Annotated in this window: 17 protein-coding genes and 1 pseudogene; 12 read left to right on the plus strand and 6 right to left on the minus strand. The window is 68.7% G+C overall.

What is annotated here, in order from left to right:
• The first annotated feature begins 28 nt into the window (after positions 1-28).
• Together AC4HOU_RS01715 and AC4HOU_RS01720 are read left to right on the plus strand one after the other, a co-directional pair.
• Positions 29-970 carry a metal-dependent hydrolase gene (locus tag AC4HOU_RS01715; protein WP_163811037.1) on the plus strand — a complete coding sequence of 314 codons (942 nt, stop codon included), beginning with the start codon at positions 29-31 and terminating at the stop codon, positions 968-970.
• Entirely contained in the window at positions 967-2,145 is a 1,179-nt protein-coding gene (locus AC4HOU_RS01720; protein ID WP_490724046.1) for a hypothetical protein, read from the plus strand. Before AC4HOU_RS01715 ends, AC4HOU_RS01720 begins: the two co-directional genes overlap by 4 nt.
• 45 nt (positions 2,146-2,190) lie before the next feature.
• On the opposite strand, the gene AC4HOU_RS01725 is transcribed toward AC4HOU_RS01720, so the two are convergent.
• Complete coding sequence (locus AC4HOU_RS01725) at positions 2,191-2,697, minus strand: flavin reductase family protein (RefSeq protein ID WP_163811032.1); 507 nt, start codon at positions 2,695-2,697, stop codon at positions 2,191-2,193.
• 128 nt (positions 2,698-2,825) lie between these two features.
• On the opposite strand from AC4HOU_RS01725, the pseudogene AC4HOU_RS01730 reads away from it, so the two are divergent.
• Both AC4HOU_RS01730 and AC4HOU_RS01735 read left to right on the plus strand, forming a co-directional pair.
• Positions 2,826-3,032, plus strand: a pseudogene (locus tag AC4HOU_RS01730) (cold-shock protein); the annotation flags it as partial.
• Between the two features lie 65 nt (positions 3,033-3,097).
• A complete protein-coding gene (locus AC4HOU_RS01735) occupies positions 3,098-3,265 on the plus strand; it encodes a hypothetical protein (protein WP_228806660.1) in 168 nt (55 codons plus the stop codon).
• Positions 3,266-3,277: 12 nt separating this feature from the next.
• On the opposite strand, the gene AC4HOU_RS01740 is transcribed toward AC4HOU_RS01735, so the two are convergent.
• From AC4HOU_RS01740 to AC4HOU_RS01750, 3 genes are all read right to left on the minus strand, one after another.
• Positions 3,278-4,813: a lipase maturation factor family protein gene (locus AC4HOU_RS01740; protein ID WP_195019456.1), complete on the minus strand. Its 1,536-nt coding sequence runs from the start codon at positions 4,811-4,813 to the stop codon at positions 3,278-3,280.
• Positions 4,814-4,894: 81 nt separating this feature from the next.
• The gene (locus tag AC4HOU_RS01745) at positions 4,895-5,851 is read right to left on the minus strand and encodes a ferritin-like domain-containing protein (RefSeq protein WP_163811025.1); all 957 of its coding nucleotides are present in this window, start codon (positions 5,849-5,851) and stop codon (positions 4,895-4,897) included.
• 111 nt (positions 5,852-5,962) lie between these two features.
• Complete coding sequence (locus tag AC4HOU_RS01750) at positions 5,963-6,586, minus strand: VldE C-terminal domain-containing protein (RefSeq protein WP_490724047.1); 624 nt, start codon at positions 6,584-6,586, stop codon at positions 5,963-5,965.
• Positions 6,587-6,772: 186 nt separating this feature from the next.
• Here AC4HOU_RS01750 and AC4HOU_RS01755 point away from each other — a divergent pair, with 186 nt between their 5' ends.
• Entirely contained in the window at positions 6,773-7,870 is a 1,098-nt protein-coding gene (locus tag AC4HOU_RS01755) for a WD40/YVTN/BNR-like repeat-containing protein (protein WP_163811020.1), read from the plus strand.
• Between the two features lie 4 nt (positions 7,871-7,874).
• The gene (locus AC4HOU_RS01760) at positions 7,875-8,147 is read left to right on the plus strand and encodes a MoaD/ThiS family protein (RefSeq protein ID WP_163811019.1); all 273 of its coding nucleotides are present in this window, start codon (positions 7,875-7,877) and stop codon (positions 8,145-8,147) included.
• Positions 8,148-8,213: 66 nt separating this feature from the next.
• On the opposite strand, the gene AC4HOU_RS01765 is transcribed toward AC4HOU_RS01760, so the two are convergent.
• Positions 8,214-10,169, minus strand: coding sequence for a GMC family oxidoreductase N-terminal domain-containing protein (locus AC4HOU_RS01765; protein ID WP_490724048.1), 1,956 nt, complete (start codon positions 10,167-10,169; stop codon positions 8,214-8,216).
• 327 nt (positions 10,170-10,496) lie between these two features.
• Between AC4HOU_RS01765 and AC4HOU_RS01770 the strand changes: the two genes are divergently transcribed.
• Both AC4HOU_RS01770 and AC4HOU_RS01775 read left to right on the plus strand, forming a co-directional pair.
• Positions 10,497-12,152, plus strand: a complete 1,656-nt coding sequence (locus AC4HOU_RS01770; RefSeq protein WP_490724049.1) for an acyl-CoA synthetase — start codon at positions 10,497-10,499, stop codon at positions 12,150-12,152.
• Between the two features lie 77 nt (positions 12,153-12,229).
• On the plus strand, positions 12,230-12,379 hold the full coding sequence (locus tag AC4HOU_RS01775; protein WP_490724050.1) for a hypothetical protein: 150 nt from the start codon (positions 12,230-12,232) through the stop codon (positions 12,377-12,379).
• Between the two features lie 83 nt (positions 12,380-12,462).
• Here the strand turns inward: AC4HOU_RS01775 and AC4HOU_RS01780 are convergent, their stop codons facing one another.
• Positions 12,463-13,092, minus strand: coding sequence for a hypothetical protein (locus tag AC4HOU_RS01780; RefSeq protein ID WP_163811011.1), 630 nt, complete (start codon positions 13,090-13,092; stop codon positions 12,463-12,465).
• 281 nt (positions 13,093-13,373) lie between these two features.
• On the opposite strand from AC4HOU_RS01780, the gene AC4HOU_RS01785 reads away from it, so the two are divergent.
• From AC4HOU_RS01785 to AC4HOU_RS01800, 4 genes are all read left to right on the plus strand, one after another.
• Positions 13,374-13,733 carry a hypothetical protein gene (locus AC4HOU_RS01785; protein WP_163811009.1) on the plus strand — a complete coding sequence of 120 codons (360 nt, stop codon included), beginning with the start codon at positions 13,374-13,376 and terminating at the stop codon, positions 13,731-13,733.
• Positions 13,734-14,091: 358 nt separating this feature from the next.
• Positions 14,092-14,949, plus strand: coding sequence for a polysaccharide deacetylase family protein (locus AC4HOU_RS01790; protein ID WP_163811007.1), 858 nt, complete (start codon positions 14,092-14,094; stop codon positions 14,947-14,949).
• A 119-nt stretch (positions 14,950-15,068) separates the two neighbouring features.
• On the plus strand, positions 15,069-15,680 hold the full coding sequence (locus AC4HOU_RS01795) for a TetR/AcrR family transcriptional regulator (protein ID WP_490724051.1): 612 nt from the start codon (positions 15,069-15,071) through the stop codon (positions 15,678-15,680).
• A gap of 190 nt (positions 15,681-15,870) precedes the next feature.
• Positions 15,871-17,208 (plus strand): flavin monoamine oxidase family protein, encoded by a 1,338-nt coding sequence (locus AC4HOU_RS01800; RefSeq protein ID WP_490724052.1) that lies wholly within the window; start codon positions 15,871-15,873, stop codon positions 17,206-17,208.
• The last annotated feature ends 45 nt before the right edge of the window (positions 17,209-17,253 follow it).

The raw sequence follows: 17,253 nt of genomic DNA on the forward strand, positions 1-17,253 counted from the left end.
GCCCCATCCCCGACGCGAGGTACTCCCTGTGACGAATGTGCAGCCCCGAAAGATGGATTTCGGATTCGAGGACGCGGATGTCCCGTTCCTGTGGAACCCGCAGAACCCGGCCTGGTCGAGCATGTCGAACGCGGTCTCGTTCCTGGCCGTCGGCTTCGAGAAGATGATCGTGAAGCTGATCATGCAGCTCAAGCCGGTATTCACCGACCCGGAGGTGGCCGCGGAAGCCACCGCCTTCATGCGCCAGGAAGGCCATCACTCGACCGCGCACCGTCAGCACGTCAAGGCGCTGATCAAGAAATATCCCGGGCTGCAGAACACCCTCGACGCGGTGATCGGCGAGTTCGATCTGCTCACCGAGGCCACCTCACAGAACTACCGGCTCGCCTACACCGCCGACCTGGAGGCCACCTTCACGCCGGTGTTCAAGCTGATGCTCGACAACGAGGACACCCTGTTCCGCCCCGGTGACGACCGGGTGGCCTCGCTGTTCATCTGGCACTTCGTCGAGGAGGTCGAGCACCGCAGTTCCGCGCTGATCCTGTTCAACGCCGTGGTCGGCGACGAGCTCTACCGGATGCGGATGGCGCCGTCGATCTTCGCGCACGTGATGAAGGTGATCCGGATCGCCTGCATGGGCTTCAATCAGCATGTGCCGCTCGCCGACCGCCAGGTCGATGCCATGGCGATGTTCGCCCGCCACCGCGCCAAGCAGAAGGTGCTGACCGCCTTCGCCCCCTACCTGACCAAGGGCCCGATGCCGCGCGCGTTCGACGGACTGCCACGCAAGGAACAGCTCACCGCACTGGCCGGTGTGTTCCGCAGCCAGATGCCCAAGCACGACCCGACCCACGAGAACCTGCCCGAACTGGCCGACCGGTGGTTCGCCCGCTATGACGCCGGCTACGACTGCACCCGCTGGTACACCGCGGACCAGAACACCTCCGTCGCCTCGGCGGTGAACTCATGAGCGATCTGTGTACCCCGACCTTCGCCGATCTCGCCGAGCGCATGGGCTTTTCCTGCGCGGAGACCGGCGGGCTGGTCGAGTTCCGCAATCCGGCCGGGCTGGGGAACTGGACGCTGCTCGCGCTCGAGGTCACCATCGTCCTCGGCTCGGTCCTCGCACTGATCTACGCGATCATGCGGCTGCGCAAACACGGTGACCCGACCAACCTGGTGCTCTGGTTCGGCGCCACCGCCTACCTGTTCGTGATCGAACCGCCACTGTATTTCCCCGGCGCGTTCGGCATCGACGAGCATGTGGACACGATGTTCGCGCACAACCTGTTCACCGTGGAATTCCTCTGGGGCAGGCTGCCGCTCTACATCATCGCGATCTATCCGTTCATGGCGACGGTGGCCTTCGAAATCGTGCGGATGCTCGGGATCTTCCGCCGCCACGGCGTGCTGCTCGGTGCGGCGTGCGTCGGTTTCGTGCATCACGCGTTCTACGAGATCTTCGACCACATCGGTCCGCAGCTGCGCTGGTGGGAGTGGTCGCTGGACAACCCCATCAACCAGCCGTTCTTCGATGCGGTGCCGCTGCCGAGCGTGGTGGTGTTCGCCGCGCTGTGGCCGATGTCGCTGGCCCTGTGTGTGCAGTACTTCGTGGGCCGCCACGTCGACGCGGGCACGACGTTCACCGGACCACAACTGGTGTGGCGCACCGTGGTGATCGGCCTGCTGGCCTCGGTCGGCACGTTCGTCCTGCCGCTGCCCGCCACGATCATCGGGATCGGCAGCGACTCCGTGCGCGGATTCGTCTACGCCGCAGAGCTCGTCGTGCTCTCGGTGGTGGCGGCGGTGCTCATCTACCGGCAGTGGGCGGCGTTGCGCGCGGGCACCACGCGGGCATACGGGTACCGCAATCGATTCGTGCAGGGGTACGCCCTGGTGTATCTGGCTGTGATGGCGTTGCTGTGGGCGTCGGCGTTGCCCGACTTCTTCGGCGCCGTGGACGGCGTGACGGCCGACGGCGACCCGATCGGCAATCTCTGGTACACGATCGGCTGTTTCGTGATCGCCGTTGCTGCCGTCGCGGCCACTTTCACGGTGCCGCAAGCGGAATCGGGCGCCGAGATCCGGGCCGAGCAGGAGACGGCACCGGCGAAGGCGGACACCTCGGCGACCGAACCCGCCTAGCCGGCAACGGTTCTCGAACGCGCCGCCGCTCGTCGCGACACGTCGTCAGGCTTCATGGCCCGGCGTCAGATCGGCCACTGCCCGAAGGTGCAGCGCCGACGAGGTCGCGGTGGGCGGCGGCGCCGTCGCGGTCATCGGCTCGAGCAGATGACCGACATGATCGCCGAAATCACTACGGGCGATGACCCGCCCGGCGAACCAGCCGGCCGCCCCGTCGAGGATCGGCAAGCCGTGCGGGCCGCCGGACCACGCGCACCGCGCGAACTTGTCGGTGGAATCTCCCGTCGTCGACCCGAACAGACGCGCCAGATCGAACTGGTCGCCGGTGAGCAGATGCACGGCGAGATATCCCGCGCGGCGGGCGATCCGGTAGGTGTGATTGTTCTTCGACACCGCCACCAGAAACCGGCGCGGCGTGATGCCGACCTGGCCGGCGAAGCCGACCAGACAGCCGGCCCTTCGACCGTCGGCGACGGTGGTGACCACCCACATCGGACTGTCCGCGGCGGCGATGAGCGCATCGAACGCCTCGTCGACCTCTTCGTGCGACATCACGCCTCCTGCCCGCTCGCAGCGTCCGGCCCCGCCGCAACGATAACGCCCCTGCCGCAGCACATGTCGGATGTCGCGGGCGCCGCACCGACTTGAAACTCCGCTGACCCGAGTGCTATAAGAAATCTATGTCGGATGGCATAGGTTATCTGTGGCGGCACGGCACTGTGGCCTGGTTCAACGCGGAGAAGGGATTCGGGTTCCTCTCCCCCGATGACGGCACCGAGGCGGTCTTCGTCGATTTCTCCGCGATCGAGACCACCGGCTACAAGACCCTGTCCGCCGGACAGCCCGTCGTTTTCACCACCACGCACACCCGCAGCGGTCCCGAAGCTGTGCAGGTTCGCCCGTACACGCGGTCACCGCACCGTCCGCACCGATCCCGGCCGGAAGGAATCCGATGGCACCACAGCACGCGCACCACTACATCCTCACCTTTCTCGCCTGCCTCACCGTCCTCGCTGCCCTCGGTACCGCACCGGTGATCCTGATCGGGCTCAGCCTGCTGGCCGCCACGGCGATGCTGGTCGCGCTGGTCGTCGATACCGGGGCGTCGACCGGCCATTAGCGGCGATGCCGATCAGCGGCGGGGCGGGCGCGGCCGCTTGTCACGACTGGAGTCGCGGCTTCCGGCGGTCCGGCCGGACTCCTGCTCGCCCTCGGCGGAGGCGCGCGCGTCCGCTGCGCCCTGGCGGGTGCTGAGCAGGGCGGCCGGCGGCATGTACTCGTCGATCAGCTCGCGCGACCACCATGCCCCGGTGCGGCGCCGTTCCGCGAAGGAAGTGAACCGGTAGACGTACAGCAGGGCGCGCACGTACTTCGGCGGTCGCCGCGGGAACGGATTGGCGCCGAGGAGCCGCAGCGTCGCCGGATCGCCGTGCAGCAGGTGGACCATCAGGTTCAGGAACCAGGTTTCGGCGTAGCGGTTCGACATCGCCGCGAACCACATCATCCAATCCAGCCGCAGGTGATACGGCGCCACCTGGCGCGGGCGCCGGGTCGGGGTGCCGGGTTTGCCTTTGAACTCGTAGGGCTTCCAGGTGGGATCGGCGTCGGGGTCGTCATCGGTGCCTTCGATCACGATCTCGAACCGGGTGCGGGTGATGTGGCCGAACAGGCCGTAGGTGTTGCCGAGGTAGAAGCGGTTGAACGCGGCATTCATCACCTGGTCGCGCGAGGCCATATTGCGCACGGGCGCCCAGCTCGCGGCCACCATCACCACGGCGACCACCGTCACGAGGACGGTGAACCAGACCGGCCCATCCGCGGCCGGGGCCGGCTCGACCGGCAGGATCGCGTTCAGCAACCGGCCATCGAGGGCGAGGGTGGCCAGGGTGATCGTCAGCAGATTCAGCCACGCGAAATTGCCGCTGACCATCAGCCACAGCTGGGTCACGATGATGATCACCGCCGACACCGACGCGATCGGCTGCGGGCACAGCAGCCCGAACGGCACGATCAGCTGCGCGACATGGTTTCCCACCACTTCCAGGCGATGCATCGGCTTGGGCAGATGGTGGAAGTACCAGCTGAACCGGTTCGGCAGCGGCTGGGTCTCGTGGTGGTAGTACAGGGCGGTGCGGTTACGCCAGGCCGGATCATTGCGGATCTTGATCAGGCCCGCGCCGACCTCGAGCCGCACCAGCACCCAGCGCAGCAGCAACACCACCAGGATCGGCGGCGCGGTGCCGGCGTTTCCCAGGAAGATCGCCAGGAACCCGACTTCCAGCAGCAGCATCTCCCACACGAAGCCGTAGAACACCCGCCCGGCGTGCACGAAGGACAGGTACAGCACCCACAGGGTCGCCCAGATCGCCATGGCCACCGGCAGCGCGACGACATCGAGCACACCGGCCACCACGGCCGCGGACAACGCGACGCCCAGCCCGGCCAGCGCCACCGCCATCCGATCGGAGTAGTGCAGCTGGAACAGGCTGGGCGCGCGCCGGAAGCCCGCCGCCCGCAGATACCGGCGCGCCGGAAGCAATCCATGGTCACCGCACAGCGCCCGGAACTGGGCCAGCGTCGATAGGAAGGCGACCAGGTACACCAGCCCGAGCAGTCGCTCGAAGATCAGCCGGGCCAGAATGTAACCGGAGTCGTACAACCCGAACATCGCGCCGATCGCCTCGGTTCGACCTCACCGTCTGTGAAGGAAAACACCTGATCGGGCGGTGTTCTTCCGGAACGCCGCCACTCAGGTGATGCCGGTGACCTCCTGCGCGATCCCGGCCAGCCGGGTCTGGGCGGCCGAGACCACACCCTGGCGGTTCTTGTTCGCCTCCTCATAGGCCACGACCGCGCGCACATCGGCCGGATCGGTCAGCTCCTTGATCGCGGCCACCGCCTCGCCGACGTTCAGCTCGTCGTAGTCCGCGATCGGTAGCTCCTCCGGTTCGAGGGTTCCGGTGACGGCACGCAGTGAGTGCACGGCATCGGCGGCCGACTCGGCACCTTCACGCCGGACCACCCGCTCGGCGGTTTCCAGCGCCGCGTCCCGCGAGGCGGTGAGCGTCTTGACGGCGACGTCACCGGCGTGCGCGCCCTGCGCGAGCAGATCGCCGAGCGCGGGCGGAGTCGCGCGGACGGTGTCCACCACGCGGTCCAGGCTGCGGGCCGACCAGGTGACCGGCAGGTTGACCAGTTTGACCGCGGTGCCCGCGGCCGCCTGGAGCGGGGTGCGGCGCAGCGCGGCGGGGCCGCCGAGAGCGTCCTCGGCCAGCACGGTGGTGAGCCAGTCGACGGTCGCCGAATGGGCGGTGATCAGCCGGTCGGCCAGGGACACGATGTCGGGGAGTTTGTCGGCGGTGGCGAGGGCCTTGATGTAGCGGGCCCGGTCGAGCAGCTGGTGTTCGAGGGTCAGATCACCGAGCAGCGCTTCCTCGAACGGCTGAGCCTGTTCGACCATCGCCTTGATCGCGGCGCCCGCGCGGCCGAGGAACGGGCCGATCAGCGGTGGCACACCACCGAGTTCGCGCACCGCGGCCTCGATGGCCTCGGCGCGGGCGCGGGCATTGTCGGCGTTCTCGGACAGTTCGCGATGCACCGCCTCGGTGCGGGCCTGCGCGAGCCGGGTTTCGGCGATCTGGATTTCGGTGTTGGTCAAGTCGAGGACAGCGCGAAGCTGCGCCAGAAGAGTTGCGGTGTTGCTCATGCGGGTCTCGTCCCTTTCGGAATATCCGGTATGGGTCGGCGCGACGCTGCACCGTTACCGGGACTACCCCGGTCCGCCGAGCAGTAACAGGCGTTCCCGCAGCCCGCGGGATCAGCAGATCAGGTTCACATTCGCGGAGGGTGCGAAGGACACGTGCACGTGGTCGTAGTGATTGGCGGTGGCGCTGCCGCGGTCTTCCATGAACGACCAGCCGCTGCCGTCGTTGTAGCGTTGCTGCCAGATCACGTAGGTGACGCCGAAGCGCTCCTTGTTCGCGAGCACGAAGTTCGCGATTGCGTCACCGTGTGCTCGATCGGAGGTCATGAAGTCCAGCGCCAGGCCGGCGCCATGGTCGTCGTTACCTCGGCCGATCGCTCCGCCGATATCGGCGACGGCGAAGGTCTTACCGATCAGATTGCCCACTTGCGCCACGTGCGGTAGTGCGCCGGCGAGCACCGATGGGCACGGTGTGTGCTGGCTCGCCGACTTGGCCATCAGGGCCGGATCGGCGGCGGCCACCTGGTGGACCGGAGCGGGGGCAGGCTGGGCGGGCGCGGCCGCCGGTGCCGGATTCCTGGCGGGCTCCGGCCGGGCATCGGCGACGGGCGCGGGCTGCGCGGCCTGCGTCGATCCCATCTCCACCGACACGATGCCGATAACCGTGGCCGCGACGCCGCAGACGGCCAGGGGCGCGAGTTTTCGGGTTGCGGCCGGTTTGCGATGTTGACCGGGCATGAAACTCGACCACCGCCTACTCTCGGGAACAGATCACGGCTAGATTACGAAACCATCGCGGAAATGTCACGTCGGACGCGCCGGTGCGGTCGCGGGTGTCGCCTCGATCCGTTTCGGACTGGTTCCGGCGCGCCCGGGGAGTACGCTCACACCCGTCGGCGTGGCGGTGACCCTCGGAGGTCGGCTATGGACGTGATGCTCGGAATCGGAACGCGCAAGGGCCTGTTCCTGGCGCGCAGTACCGACGGCCGGTCGAGCTGGGAGGTGAGCACCCCGCAGTTCCCGGTCGCCGACGTGAAGGCGCTGGCCATCGACACCCGTGGCCGGCGCCCGCGCCTGATCACCGGCGTGCTGAACAGCCATTTCGGGCCGACCATGGTGTCGAGCGACGATCTCGGCGAGACCTGGACCGAGCCGGACGACGCACCGCTGGCGTTCCCGGAGGACACCGGAGCAGCACTGGAAGGGGTGTGGCAGATCGCACCGGCCACCGCCGCGGAACCGGACGTGGTGTACGCGGGAGTGGAACCGGCGGCGTTGTTCCGATCCACCGACGGCGGACGGACATTCGAGCTGGTCCGGGGCTTGTGGGAGCATCCGCATCGGCCGCAGTGGCAGCCCGGCGGCGGCGGACTCGCACTGCATACGGTGCTCGCGCATCCATCCGATACCCGGCGGCTCGCCGTCGCCATCTCCACCGGCGGCGTCTACCAGAGCGATGACGGCGGCGCGTCGTGGACACCGACGAACAAGGGTGTGGCCGCCGACTTCATGCCGGACGAGGTGCCGGAATGGGGCCAATGCGTGCACAAGGTCGCTCGCGACGCCGAAACCCCGAGCACGCTGTATCTACAGAATCACGGCGGCGTGTTCCGCAGCGTCGACGACGGCATCAGCTGGCAGCGCATCGACGCCGGGCTGCCGCCGTCCAATTTCGGTTTCCCGATCGTCGCGCATCCGCGCCGGGCCGGCGTGATCTACACCTTCCCGCTGGACGCGGAGATGGAACGGTTCCGTTTCCCGCCGGACGCGCGCTGCGCGGTCTACCGCAGCGAGGACGGCGGCGACACCTGGTCCGCGCAGACCGACGGCCTGCCGCAGGTGCCGTTCTGGGCGGCGGTCATGCGTGACGCCATGTGCGCCGACGACGCCGACCCGACCGGCATCTATATCGGCACCCGCAACGGCGAGGTCTATTGCAGCCCCGACGAGGGCGACCACTGGCAGCTCGTGGCCGACAAACTGCCCGACGTGCTGTGCGTGCGCGCCGCGGTGATCGGATAGCGGTATGGCGACCGTCCGGCTGCCATCGGTGCTGCGTCCGTACGCGGGTGGCGAGCGGGAACTCGAGGTCGACGCGGCGTCGCTGCGTACCCTGCTCGACGATGTGCGCGAGCGGTTCCCCGCGCTGGAGCGGCGGCTGCGCGATGAGAGCGGGCGGTTGCGCCGGTACGTGAATTTCTACGTCGACGGCGACGAGTGCCGCACCCTCGATGGCATCGATACCCCCTTGAAGTCCGGCAGCGAAGTGATGATCATTCCGGCGGTAGCCGGCGGATAGCTCACCACCGCAGCCACTTTCGCGCTCCTGCCGCGGGGCAGGGACTCGCCCGGGCGACAGATGTGTTCAGCGCAGTCGAGCGGCCAGGCGGGTGGCGTTCATGTGGGCGATGGCCTCGATGGTCACCATCGGATTGACCCCCGAGGAGGTCGGGAAGCAGGAGGCATCGGCGACGACGATATTCGGCACCTCCCAGGTCGCGCCGTCCGGATCGGTGGCCGAGAGCGCGCGGGAACCACCCATCCGGGCCGAGCCCATGATGTGCAATGCCGCCATCGCGCACTGGCCGGGACCGTAGCCCGCCGCGTCACCGGCGGCGACGAACTCGGCGTGCGAACCGCGCACCCCCGGCTCGTACTCGACACCGGCCTGATGCCCGGAGAAGATGCGCCGCGCGCCCGCCGCTTCGAGAATCTGTGCCGCACCGCCGATTCCGGTGCGCAGGTGAGCGCGGTCGTAATCCGACAGCCGATACGAGACCACCGCTTCGCCGCTGCGGTCGACGCTGACGCTACCGTGGTCGCGGTCGCGGGTGATGACGCCGACGACGCCGGTGTTGGCGAGCTCGAGCATCCTCGCCCGGTGCGCCTCGGCGCCACGCCAGTTCATGAACCCGACCGCGAGCCCCGGCTGCACCGGCCCGGTTTCGTAGATGACGCCGTAGCCGCGTCCGTCCAGGTTGTGGTGGTGCCGGCAGATCCTGGCCTGCAATCCGCCCTCCCACGGCCGGATCTGCTCGTCGAAGACCCCGTACACGGCAGCGGCCGGATGCAGCCGCAGGTATCGGCCGATGGTGTCGTCGCGCAGGCCGGATCGCCGCAGCAGCGCCGGGGTCTGGATCGCGCCGGCCGCGACCACCACCGCACGGGCTCGCACCTCGATCGCGACGCCGCTGCCGGTCTGCGCCGTAACACCCTCGGCTCGCCCGTTTTTCACCTCGATCCGACGCACGTTCGCATCGACGACCACGCGGGCGCCGCGGCTGGCGGCATCCTGGAGCCAGGTCTTGGTGACCGATTGCTTGGCGCCGAGCCTGCAGCCGTAGCCGCAGCTGCCGCAGTCGGCACCGGCGTCGCAGGCGTCGGAGACATTGCGCGGCAGGGTGTCGATGTCCCAGCCGAGGGCGGTGGCACCGCGTTCGAGGACGGCGTCGCGGGCCGACAGCGGAGAGCGGTCGCGGTTCACGCCGAGCCGCTGCTGCACCGCGGCCAGGGCGTCGTCGTATTCGGTGGTGGTGAATTGGGGGACGCCGAGATCCGCCCATTCCGCGCGCACATCATCGGGGGTGGGCAGGGCGGTGCTCCAGTTGACGACGGTGCCGCCGCCCAGGCAGCTGCCCTGGGCGAGGGTGAGCTGGCCTTCGCTGGTGGCCTGCGGGCCGGGAGCGTACAACCGCAGCAGGCCGTCCATTTCGCCGCTGCCGAAGTCCCGGTCGTCGTAGTACTCGCCGCGTTCGAGTACCACGACATCGAGGCCGGCCCCGGCCAGGACCGCGGCAGCCGTGCCGCCGCCCGCGCCGGAACCGACAACGACCACGTCACAGTCGAGGGTCGTCGGCTCGGTGGGACGCAGCGGCTCGAGCGCGGGGCCGGTGGCGGCCGGGTGGGGGCCGGGTGGCGCCGGGTAGCCCATCTGCTTCCACAGCGGGTTCTCCCCGGTGGCACCGGGAGTCACGTTGTAGGAGAGCAGCGCCGCCGATTTCAGGGCCTGGAACAGCGTCCGTTTCGCCGCGAATCGGGAGTCGCCGAGCCGCAGCAGCGCCTGCTCGCGCTGCCGCGGTATGAGGGCCGAAAACCGCCGCGGGCCACTGCCGGTGAGCACACCGAACAACCGGGAATCCCACAGCGTCAGCAGCGTCATCAGCTGCTTCTTCTCGGCGTCGCGCGGGTTGCGTTCGAGCATCCGCAGGACGGTGTCGATCGCGCCGAGTTCGCTCGCGGACGGTAGGTCCTGCCCGTCGCCCGGTGCGAAGGTATCGCAGATCAGAGCGAGCGCCGCGCGCTGCTGTGCCGTCGGCTCCATGAGTGTCCCCTTCGTCTCGCTGGAAGAGTTCTATCACCTGCGCCACACCCTCGTTAACTTAATGCGGATTCTCGAAGCTCGGCCGAACTCGCGACCCGGCGGGACCGACGCATCCGACAGCGCTCGGTGCACCCGGCCACCCGACCGAGCCGACGCCGGACTACCAACCACGCCGAGGTCCTCAACAGTCACTCCGGCGCGACGCCCGCACCGCTCGGTCGAGTCGGCACAGAAAACGCGGCAAGCTTGCCCGAGCCAGTAAGTTAATGCGTATTCTCCAAGTAAACGTGGAGATACGAGCCCGACGCATTCGACTGGAGACCGGCGATGGCACACCGAAGCACACCGAACGCGGCCCTGGGCACCGTCAGCGATGCGGCATCGGCGCTGGCGGTCCTCACCAGGCGCGGCATGATCGATCCCCGCCGCCCGGCCGAGATCATCCGGACGCTGCGCGATGCGGCGGTCTTCGGCCCGTTCGTCACCGTTCTCGGCCACGGCCTGCACCGTCATCCCGGCCGGACCGCGATCATCGACGAGCGCGGCCCGCTCACCTTCGGTGAGCTGGACACCTTGTCGAACGCGCTCGCCCGTGGACTCGGCGCCGAGGGGATCGGTCCCGGCGACGTGGTCGCGGCACTGTGCCGCGACCATCGCGGCATGGTGCTCACCCTGCTCGCCGCGGGCAAACTCGGAGCCCGAATCGTACTGTTGAACACCGGCTTCGCCGCACCGCAGCTGGCCGAGGTGGTGCGGCGCGAGCGTATCCGGGCGATCGTGCACGACGAGGAATTCTCCGGTGCGCTCGCCGCGGTGCCGGACGATGTGGGTCGGTATCTGTCCTGGGTCGATTCCGCCGACGGCAGCGTGGCCACCATCGACTCGCTCATCGCCGCGAGCGCCACCGAACCTCCGCGCAGACCGAAGCGCCCCGGCGGCATGGTCATCCTGACCAGCGGCACCACCGGGACACCGAAAGGCGCTCCCCGCGACAAGGTGTCGCCGCTGCAGTCGGCACAGTTCCTGGACCGGGTGCCGCTGCCACGCGACAACACCATGGTGATGGCCGCGCCGATCTTCCACGGCACCGGCCTGTCGCAGTTCACGCTGGGCTGGGCGCTGGGCAATACGGTGGTCTTCCAGCAGCGCAAGTTCGATCCGGAACGCACCTTGCGCACCGTCGCCGAGCACCATGCCGCCACCTTGGTGCTGGTGCCGACGATGCTGCAGCGGATCCTCGACCGCGGCCCCGACGTCCTCGCCCGGTACGACACCTCCGCGCTGCGGGTGATCTTCGCAGCCGGGTCCGCGGTCTCGCCGGACCTGAGCCGGCGCGCGGCCGAGGCGTTCGGAGACGTGCTCTACAACCTCTACGCCTCGACCGAAGTGGCGGTCGCCGCCGTCGCCACCCCGCACGATATGCGGGTGGCGCCGGGGACCGTCGGCTACCCGCCGGTGGGCTGTCGCGTCGCGATCTACGACGAGAACCGCGACAGGGTCACCAGGCCGGGCGAGATCGGCACCATCTTCGTCTCCAGCGGGCTGAGCTTCAGCGGCTACACCGACGGCCGGAACAAGGAAATCGTCGACGGCCTGCTCTCCTCGGGCGACGTGGGGCATTTCGACGCCGACGGACGGCTGTTCATCGACGGCCGCGACGACGAGATGATCATTTCCGGCGGCGAGAACGTCTACCCGTCGGAGGTCGAGAACCTACTCACCGAACGTTCCGATATCGCCGAGGCCGCGGTCATCGGCGTCGCCGATCGCGACTTCGGTCAACGCCTGCGCGCCTTCGTCGTCCCCGCGGGCGGCGCGGCACTCGACCCGCAGGAGATCAAGGATTACGTGAAGGCCCATCTCGCCCGGCACAAGGTCCCGCGTGAAGTCGACGTCATCGCCGAATTGCCGCGCAACGCCACCGGAAAGCTACTGCGCCGTCAGTTGATCGAACAATCTTCCACGGACTCCGCCGTCGACTGAAGTGGCCCCCGCGGTGGGCGATACTGCCGAGGACCTGTCGATGTTCGCGGTGGCCGATCTCGCGCGGGCGCCGCGCAATGCGGACCCTGCCGCCCCGGACCACCCTGCTCGCCGCCGTGCTCGGCCTCAGTGAGGACGGGCTGCGCGGGCTGCCGATCCGCACCGCCCGGCTCACCGCGCTCCTCGTCCGGTCGTCGCACTGGTGCGAGTCCGGGCGCGCCGGCTGACGGGCTCGACCGGCACTGTGTCCGGCTGCGCTGACCCGGTTGTGCGCCAAAAGAACAGCGCACAACCGGGTCAGCGACGGGTGCTACACGGGGCGGTGCCGCAGATGAGGCTTGCGCCACCGCTTGCGGGTGCCCGCCTCGGGCGCGTCGGCGGGTACCACCGGTTCATCGACCATCCGACGAGCACCGGCGTCGGCAGCCACCTCACGCCGGGCGAAGGCGATATCGCGTGCGCTACGCACCGACAGCCGTCCCAGTGAGGTCGCGGCGAAGAACAGGATGAGCGCACCGAGACCGTAGAAGAAGGTCAGTTGCAGCAGCGCGCGCTTCAGGTCCGACGTCGCGACCGGCTCGCCGATATCACCGAGCCGGAGCAGATCGGCCAGCACCGGCCCGATCACGAACCACACCCCCGCCGCCACCGACAGCCAGCCACCGAAGCTGGCCACCACGCGGTTCCTGCTCATCAACATGAGCAGGCCGCCGACAATCGCCGCCACACCGGGCAGCACCTGCAGCCAGCCCCGTGCCGCCGTCCACACCCACGGATCGTCGGGTGTGTAGGTGAAGTCGAAGTACGGGCCGATGAACGGGATGAGCGCGCCCCAGATGCCCAGCAGCAGCACCACCAGCCCACCCACGGCCCCGCGGCTGCGCGGAATCCGCAACCGGCTGCCCTGGCCGGTCGAAACATTGCCGTCGACGTCGGTCATGACGCCTCCAATCATCGATAGCTGATGTGGATATCGCATACCCCGTTCGAACCCGGCTACGCATCCATGCCCTGGCACACCACCGGGGAATTCCGCCGATCACGTCCGGCGACAATGCGGGCGGCGCGCTGCTGGGAGCGGTCACAACATCTGCCGACGGCCCTGCTGACCGGCGGCCGGACGCCCTACATTCATCACAGACCCGCGACGATCGGGGTCGGCCTCGGCGCAGCGCGACATCTGTCGTGCTGATCCGGGCCAGCGAAGGTGGTGAACGGACCATGACAGCGTTGTCTCCCCTGGCCTACGGCTATCTGCGCGACGAACTGCTCGTCGACGTCGAACTTCCCCGCTGTGATCAACGCTTGATCGCCATTGCCCGGCGGATGGGATTCGATATGGCCGCCATCTTTCACGAGCGCGCCGATATCGCCTCGCTCGTGCCGGGAGCGTTCCTCGATCTGGTGCACGAGTGCCGGCGGGCCCGCGCGCGGATGGTGTTCACGCTGCCAGGGCATATCGCGGGACTGACCGTTCCGGCGGCGTCGCTGCTGCACGTGCTCGCCGACCGTGGCGAGGCCGCGGTGTTCGAGGTGCCCGAATCCACGTGGCGCGATCCGTGGGATGCGGCCTGGCTGTGAACACCCGGGCGAGCCGGTGCTCCCGCGCGGGCTGCGGATCCCGCGCGGGAGCGCGCCGTGGCCGATCGACGGTCCATCGCAGGGGGCGCGGCAAGCAAGTGGTCGCGAATGGGCTTGCCGTTCACATCGTTTCCGACCAGGGCAATTCCCACGGTACGCACGGCACCCGCGCGGGCACATACCTCTCGGCTACGTCTGGGCAAATCACTGCTCGGCCGGAGGCCGGTTGGTCGCGAGCACAAGCTCGTGTCGCGTGCGGTCCCCTATCCGTCGCCTGTCCCCGTCGCGCACGCGGGCCGTAACGCATACCGTTCGCGGCGGTGCCCGCGGCGGGCGGCACGCAACCGGAAGGACCCGTATGGACAACGCGCTCTACGACTACAGCCCGATCGTCGATCGGGAACCGATTCAGTGGCCCGGTGGTGCCCGCATCGCGTTCTACGTCGGTCTGAATATCGAGCATTTCCCGGTGGACGCACCCGCCACCAGCCTGAACGAGGCCACCGCCGGTCTGGTGCCCGACCCACTGAACTACGGCTGGCGCGATTACGGGCCGCGGGTGGGTATCTGGCGGATCGCCGAGATCCTCGACCGGCACGGCATCCGCGCCAGCGCGCTCGTCAATTCGGCGGTGTGCGAGAAGTATCCGCAGATCATCGCGGCCGGCCAGCAGCGCGACTGGGCGTGGCTGGCGCACGGCCGCGACAATGCCACGGTACAGTCGGCCGTCGAGGACGAACGCGCCTACCTGACCGACGTGATCGCCACCATCGAGAAGGCGACCGGCCAACGCCCGCGCGGTTGGCTCGGCCCCGCACTCAGCGAAACCTTCGACACCCCAGAGATCCTGGCCGAACTCGGCCTCACCTACCTGCTCGACTGGACCGCCGACGACCAGCCGTTCCGGCTGAACGTGCCCGGACTGCTGAGTGTGCCCTACTCCGTCGAGCTCAACGATCTCGGCCTGTTCACGATGAAGAGCTTCACCGGCCCGGACTTCGTGCAGATCGTGACCGACCACTTCGACCAGCTCTACGCCGATTCCGCGCAGAGCGGGCGGGTCATGGCGCTGGCCCTGCACCCGTTCGTCACCGGCCAGCCCTACCGCGCCAAATATCTCGACCAGGCCCTGGAATACATCGCCGGCCACCACGGCGTCTGGCTCACCACCAGCGATGAGATCGCCGAACACTACGCGGCGGCGAACCAGAGCTGAACCCGTACGCGGCGGCCGTCCACTATCTCGGCTACCCTACTGTCGGTCGAACGACCGACTTCCGGCGCGACCACACTACGGCGGCGCGGAACTCGATCGGCCCGATGAGGAGGACGCCGATGGCCTACGTCAAAGCAACCGAGCGTGAGGGGCAGATCGTCGCGGCGGCGATCCGGGTGCTCGGCGAGGTCGGGGTGGGCGGCATCACGACGCGCGCGGTCGCGGTCGAGGCCGGCATTCCCTTGGGCACATTGCACTACGTGTTCCCCACCAAGGACAAAATGCTGCGTGCGGTCATCACCACGGTCGTCGATGACGCCATGGCCGCCGCGCGGGCCGGCCTGGAGCTCGATCAGGGCGTGGAACATGCGATCCGGCACGGCGTCACCAACTTCTGGGACACCCTCGTCGAGGGGGAACCGGGACTCCAGGTCATGCAATACGAGCTGGCCATGTATTCGGTGCGCAGCGAGGGCCCCGGCGGCCTGGCCCGGCTGCTCTGCGAGCGCTACGCGACTCTGGTCGCCGAATTCTGCGAAACGGCCGCGCGAGCGTCGGGCGAACGCTGTGCCGTCGATTTCGGCACTCTCGGCCGGCTCACGTTCGCGGTGGTGGACGGGCTGATCATGCAGCACGTGACCGATCCGGATCTCGCGCGCTCTCGTCGCGACCTCGAACGGGCGGTGGAGATGATCGTCGGCTTCGCCGATCCGCGCCCCGTGTCCCGGTAGCCCACCCGGCACGGTGCTCGTCCCTGGTACCGGCCCGCCTCGGCCCTTGCGGGTCCCGGGATCGACGTCTACCGTAAATGTCGTACGGTTGACCGACTTAGTTCAGCTCGCCGCCCCTCCGGGCGAGCCGTCTCGCGGCAACCGCCGGGACCGTGCACAGCAATCCGAACCCGCGGAGAAGGGCTACGTCATGGATGACAACTCGGTGCAGGCATCGCGCGAGCGGACCGTGGTGGTGGTCGGTGCGGGCCTGGCCGGGTTGACGGCGGCGCGCATACTGCATCAGCGCGGTACCGACGTGATCGTGCTCGAGGCGGCCGACCGGATCGGCGGGCGAGCGATGAGTGCGACCACGATGCTGGATTCGCGGGTGGATCTCGGTGGTCAATGGATCGGCCACGATCATCATCGGATCACCGCGGTGGCGGCCGAATTCGGCCTCACGCCGTTCCCGATGCACACCGGGCCCCTTCCCGCCGTGGTGACCGGCGCACGCCGGTTGTCTCCGGTAGGTCCGTCGATGCTCACGGCCGGGCTGGTGCTGGCCGGAGTCGAACTGCTGGCGCGGATCGGCGCACCAGCGCGGTGCAACGACTCGACCGTCGAGCAATGGTTGCGGCGGGTGCCCGGCCGCACAGCACGCCGGCTGTTGGAAGTGATCGCGGAGGTCTCGTGGACGGCCGACCTCGACCGGATCTCGGTTCAGGCGATGACGAAGATGATCCGAGCCCAGGGCGGTCTGCGCACCATCATGTCCACCGCGGGCGGCGCGCAGGAATTCCTGCTGACCGAAGGCGTGGGCGCGCTCGTCGACGGTCTGGCCGCCGAACTCGGTGTGCGTGTGCGATGCGGGCAGCCGGTCACCTCGATCGAACGCAGCGACCGCGGCATCACCGTCCGCACGCCGGACGACGAGATCCGCGCCGCGAAGGTGATCGTCACCGTGCCCGCCCCCATGCAACGGCACATCACCTTCACCCCCGCGCTGCCGCCGAGCCGAATCGCGCTCACGCAGAACACCTACATGGGTTCGGTCTACAAGGCGATCGCGGTCTATGAGCGCCCGTTCTGGCGAAGCCGTCACGGCGGTGAATTCATCCAGCTCGACAACCCCGGCAGTGCCGTCTTCGACACCAGCCCACCCGGTGGACCAGGCCACCTGTGTGTCCTCGCCGCCGGCCCCCGCGCCCGCGATCTCGACCACCTCGATCCGGCGGACCGCCGCACCACCATCCTCGGCCCACTGATCCCGCACATCGGCCCCGAGGTCACCGAACCGGTCGACTGGCACGAGAAGTCCTGGCACCGTGACCAGTACGCGGGTGGCGGGTACGTCGCCCTTCCCGAACCAGGGACCACCGACGGATTCCCACCCTTCCCGGCCACACCGGTCGGCGATATCCATTGGGCGGGAACGGAAACCGCGGACGGGCACGCCGGCTACCTCGACGGCGCCATCGAATCGGGCACCCGCGCGGCCCATGAGGTCCTCACGGCCTTGAACGACCGCGATTCCGTCGGCCGGTAGCGCGAGCCGGTTTCCCCTACTGCGCCCCGCATTCAGCGCGCGGTC

The organism is Nocardia sp. JCM 38205 (assembly GCF_058222935.1).

Bases quoted from the DNA above. Each gene is read 5' to 3' on its own strand.
- AC4HOU_RS01720 (WP_490724046.1), top strand. From the start codon at position 967: ATGAGCGATCTGTGTACCCCGACCTTCGCCGATCTCGCCGAGCGCATG.
- AC4HOU_RS01725 (WP_163811032.1), bottom strand. From the start codon at position 2,697: ATGTCGCACGAAGAGGTCGACGAGGCGTTCGATGCGCTCATCGCCGCC.
- AC4HOU_RS01735 (WP_228806660.1), top strand. From the start codon at position 3,098: ATGGCACCACAGCACGCGCACCACTACATCCTCACCTTTCTCGCCTGC.
- AC4HOU_RS01740 (WP_195019456.1), bottom strand. From the start codon at position 4,813: ATGTTCGGGTTGTACGACTCCGGTTACATTCTGGCCCGGCTGATCTTC.
- AC4HOU_RS01745 (WP_163811025.1), bottom strand. From the start codon at position 5,851: ATGAGCAACACCGCAACTCTTCTGGCGCAGCTTCGCGCTGTCCTCGAC.
- AC4HOU_RS01750 (WP_490724047.1), bottom strand. From the start codon at position 6,586: ATGCCCGGTCAACATCGCAAACCGGCCGCAACCCGAAAACTCGCGCCC.
- AC4HOU_RS01755 (WP_163811020.1), top strand. From the start codon at position 6,773: ATGGACGTGATGCTCGGAATCGGAACGCGCAAGGGCCTGTTCCTGGCG.
- AC4HOU_RS01760 (WP_163811019.1), top strand. From the start codon at position 7,875: ATGGCGACCGTCCGGCTGCCATCGGTGCTGCGTCCGTACGCGGGTGGC.
- AC4HOU_RS01765 (WP_490724048.1), bottom strand. From the start codon at position 10,169: ATGGAGCCGACGGCACAGCAGCGCGCGGCGCTCGCTCTGATCTGCGAT.
- AC4HOU_RS01770 (WP_490724049.1), top strand. From the start codon at position 10,497: ATGGCACACCGAAGCACACCGAACGCGGCCCTGGGCACCGTCAGCGAT.
- AC4HOU_RS01775 (WP_490724050.1), top strand. From the start codon at position 12,230: ATGCGGACCCTGCCGCCCCGGACCACCCTGCTCGCCGCCGTGCTCGGC.
- AC4HOU_RS01780 (WP_163811011.1), bottom strand. From the start codon at position 13,092: ATGACCGACGTCGACGGCAATGTTTCGACCGGCCAGGGCAGCCGGTTG.
- AC4HOU_RS01785 (WP_163811009.1), top strand. From the start codon at position 13,374: ATGACAGCGTTGTCTCCCCTGGCCTACGGCTATCTGCGCGACGAACTG.
- AC4HOU_RS01790 (WP_163811007.1), top strand. From the start codon at position 14,092: ATGGACAACGCGCTCTACGACTACAGCCCGATCGTCGATCGGGAACCG.
- AC4HOU_RS01795 (WP_490724051.1), top strand. From the start codon at position 15,069: ATGGCCTACGTCAAAGCAACCGAGCGTGAGGGGCAGATCGTCGCGGCG.
- AC4HOU_RS01800 (WP_490724052.1), top strand. From the start codon at position 15,871: ATGGATGACAACTCGGTGCAGGCATCGCGCGAGCGGACCGTGGTGGTG.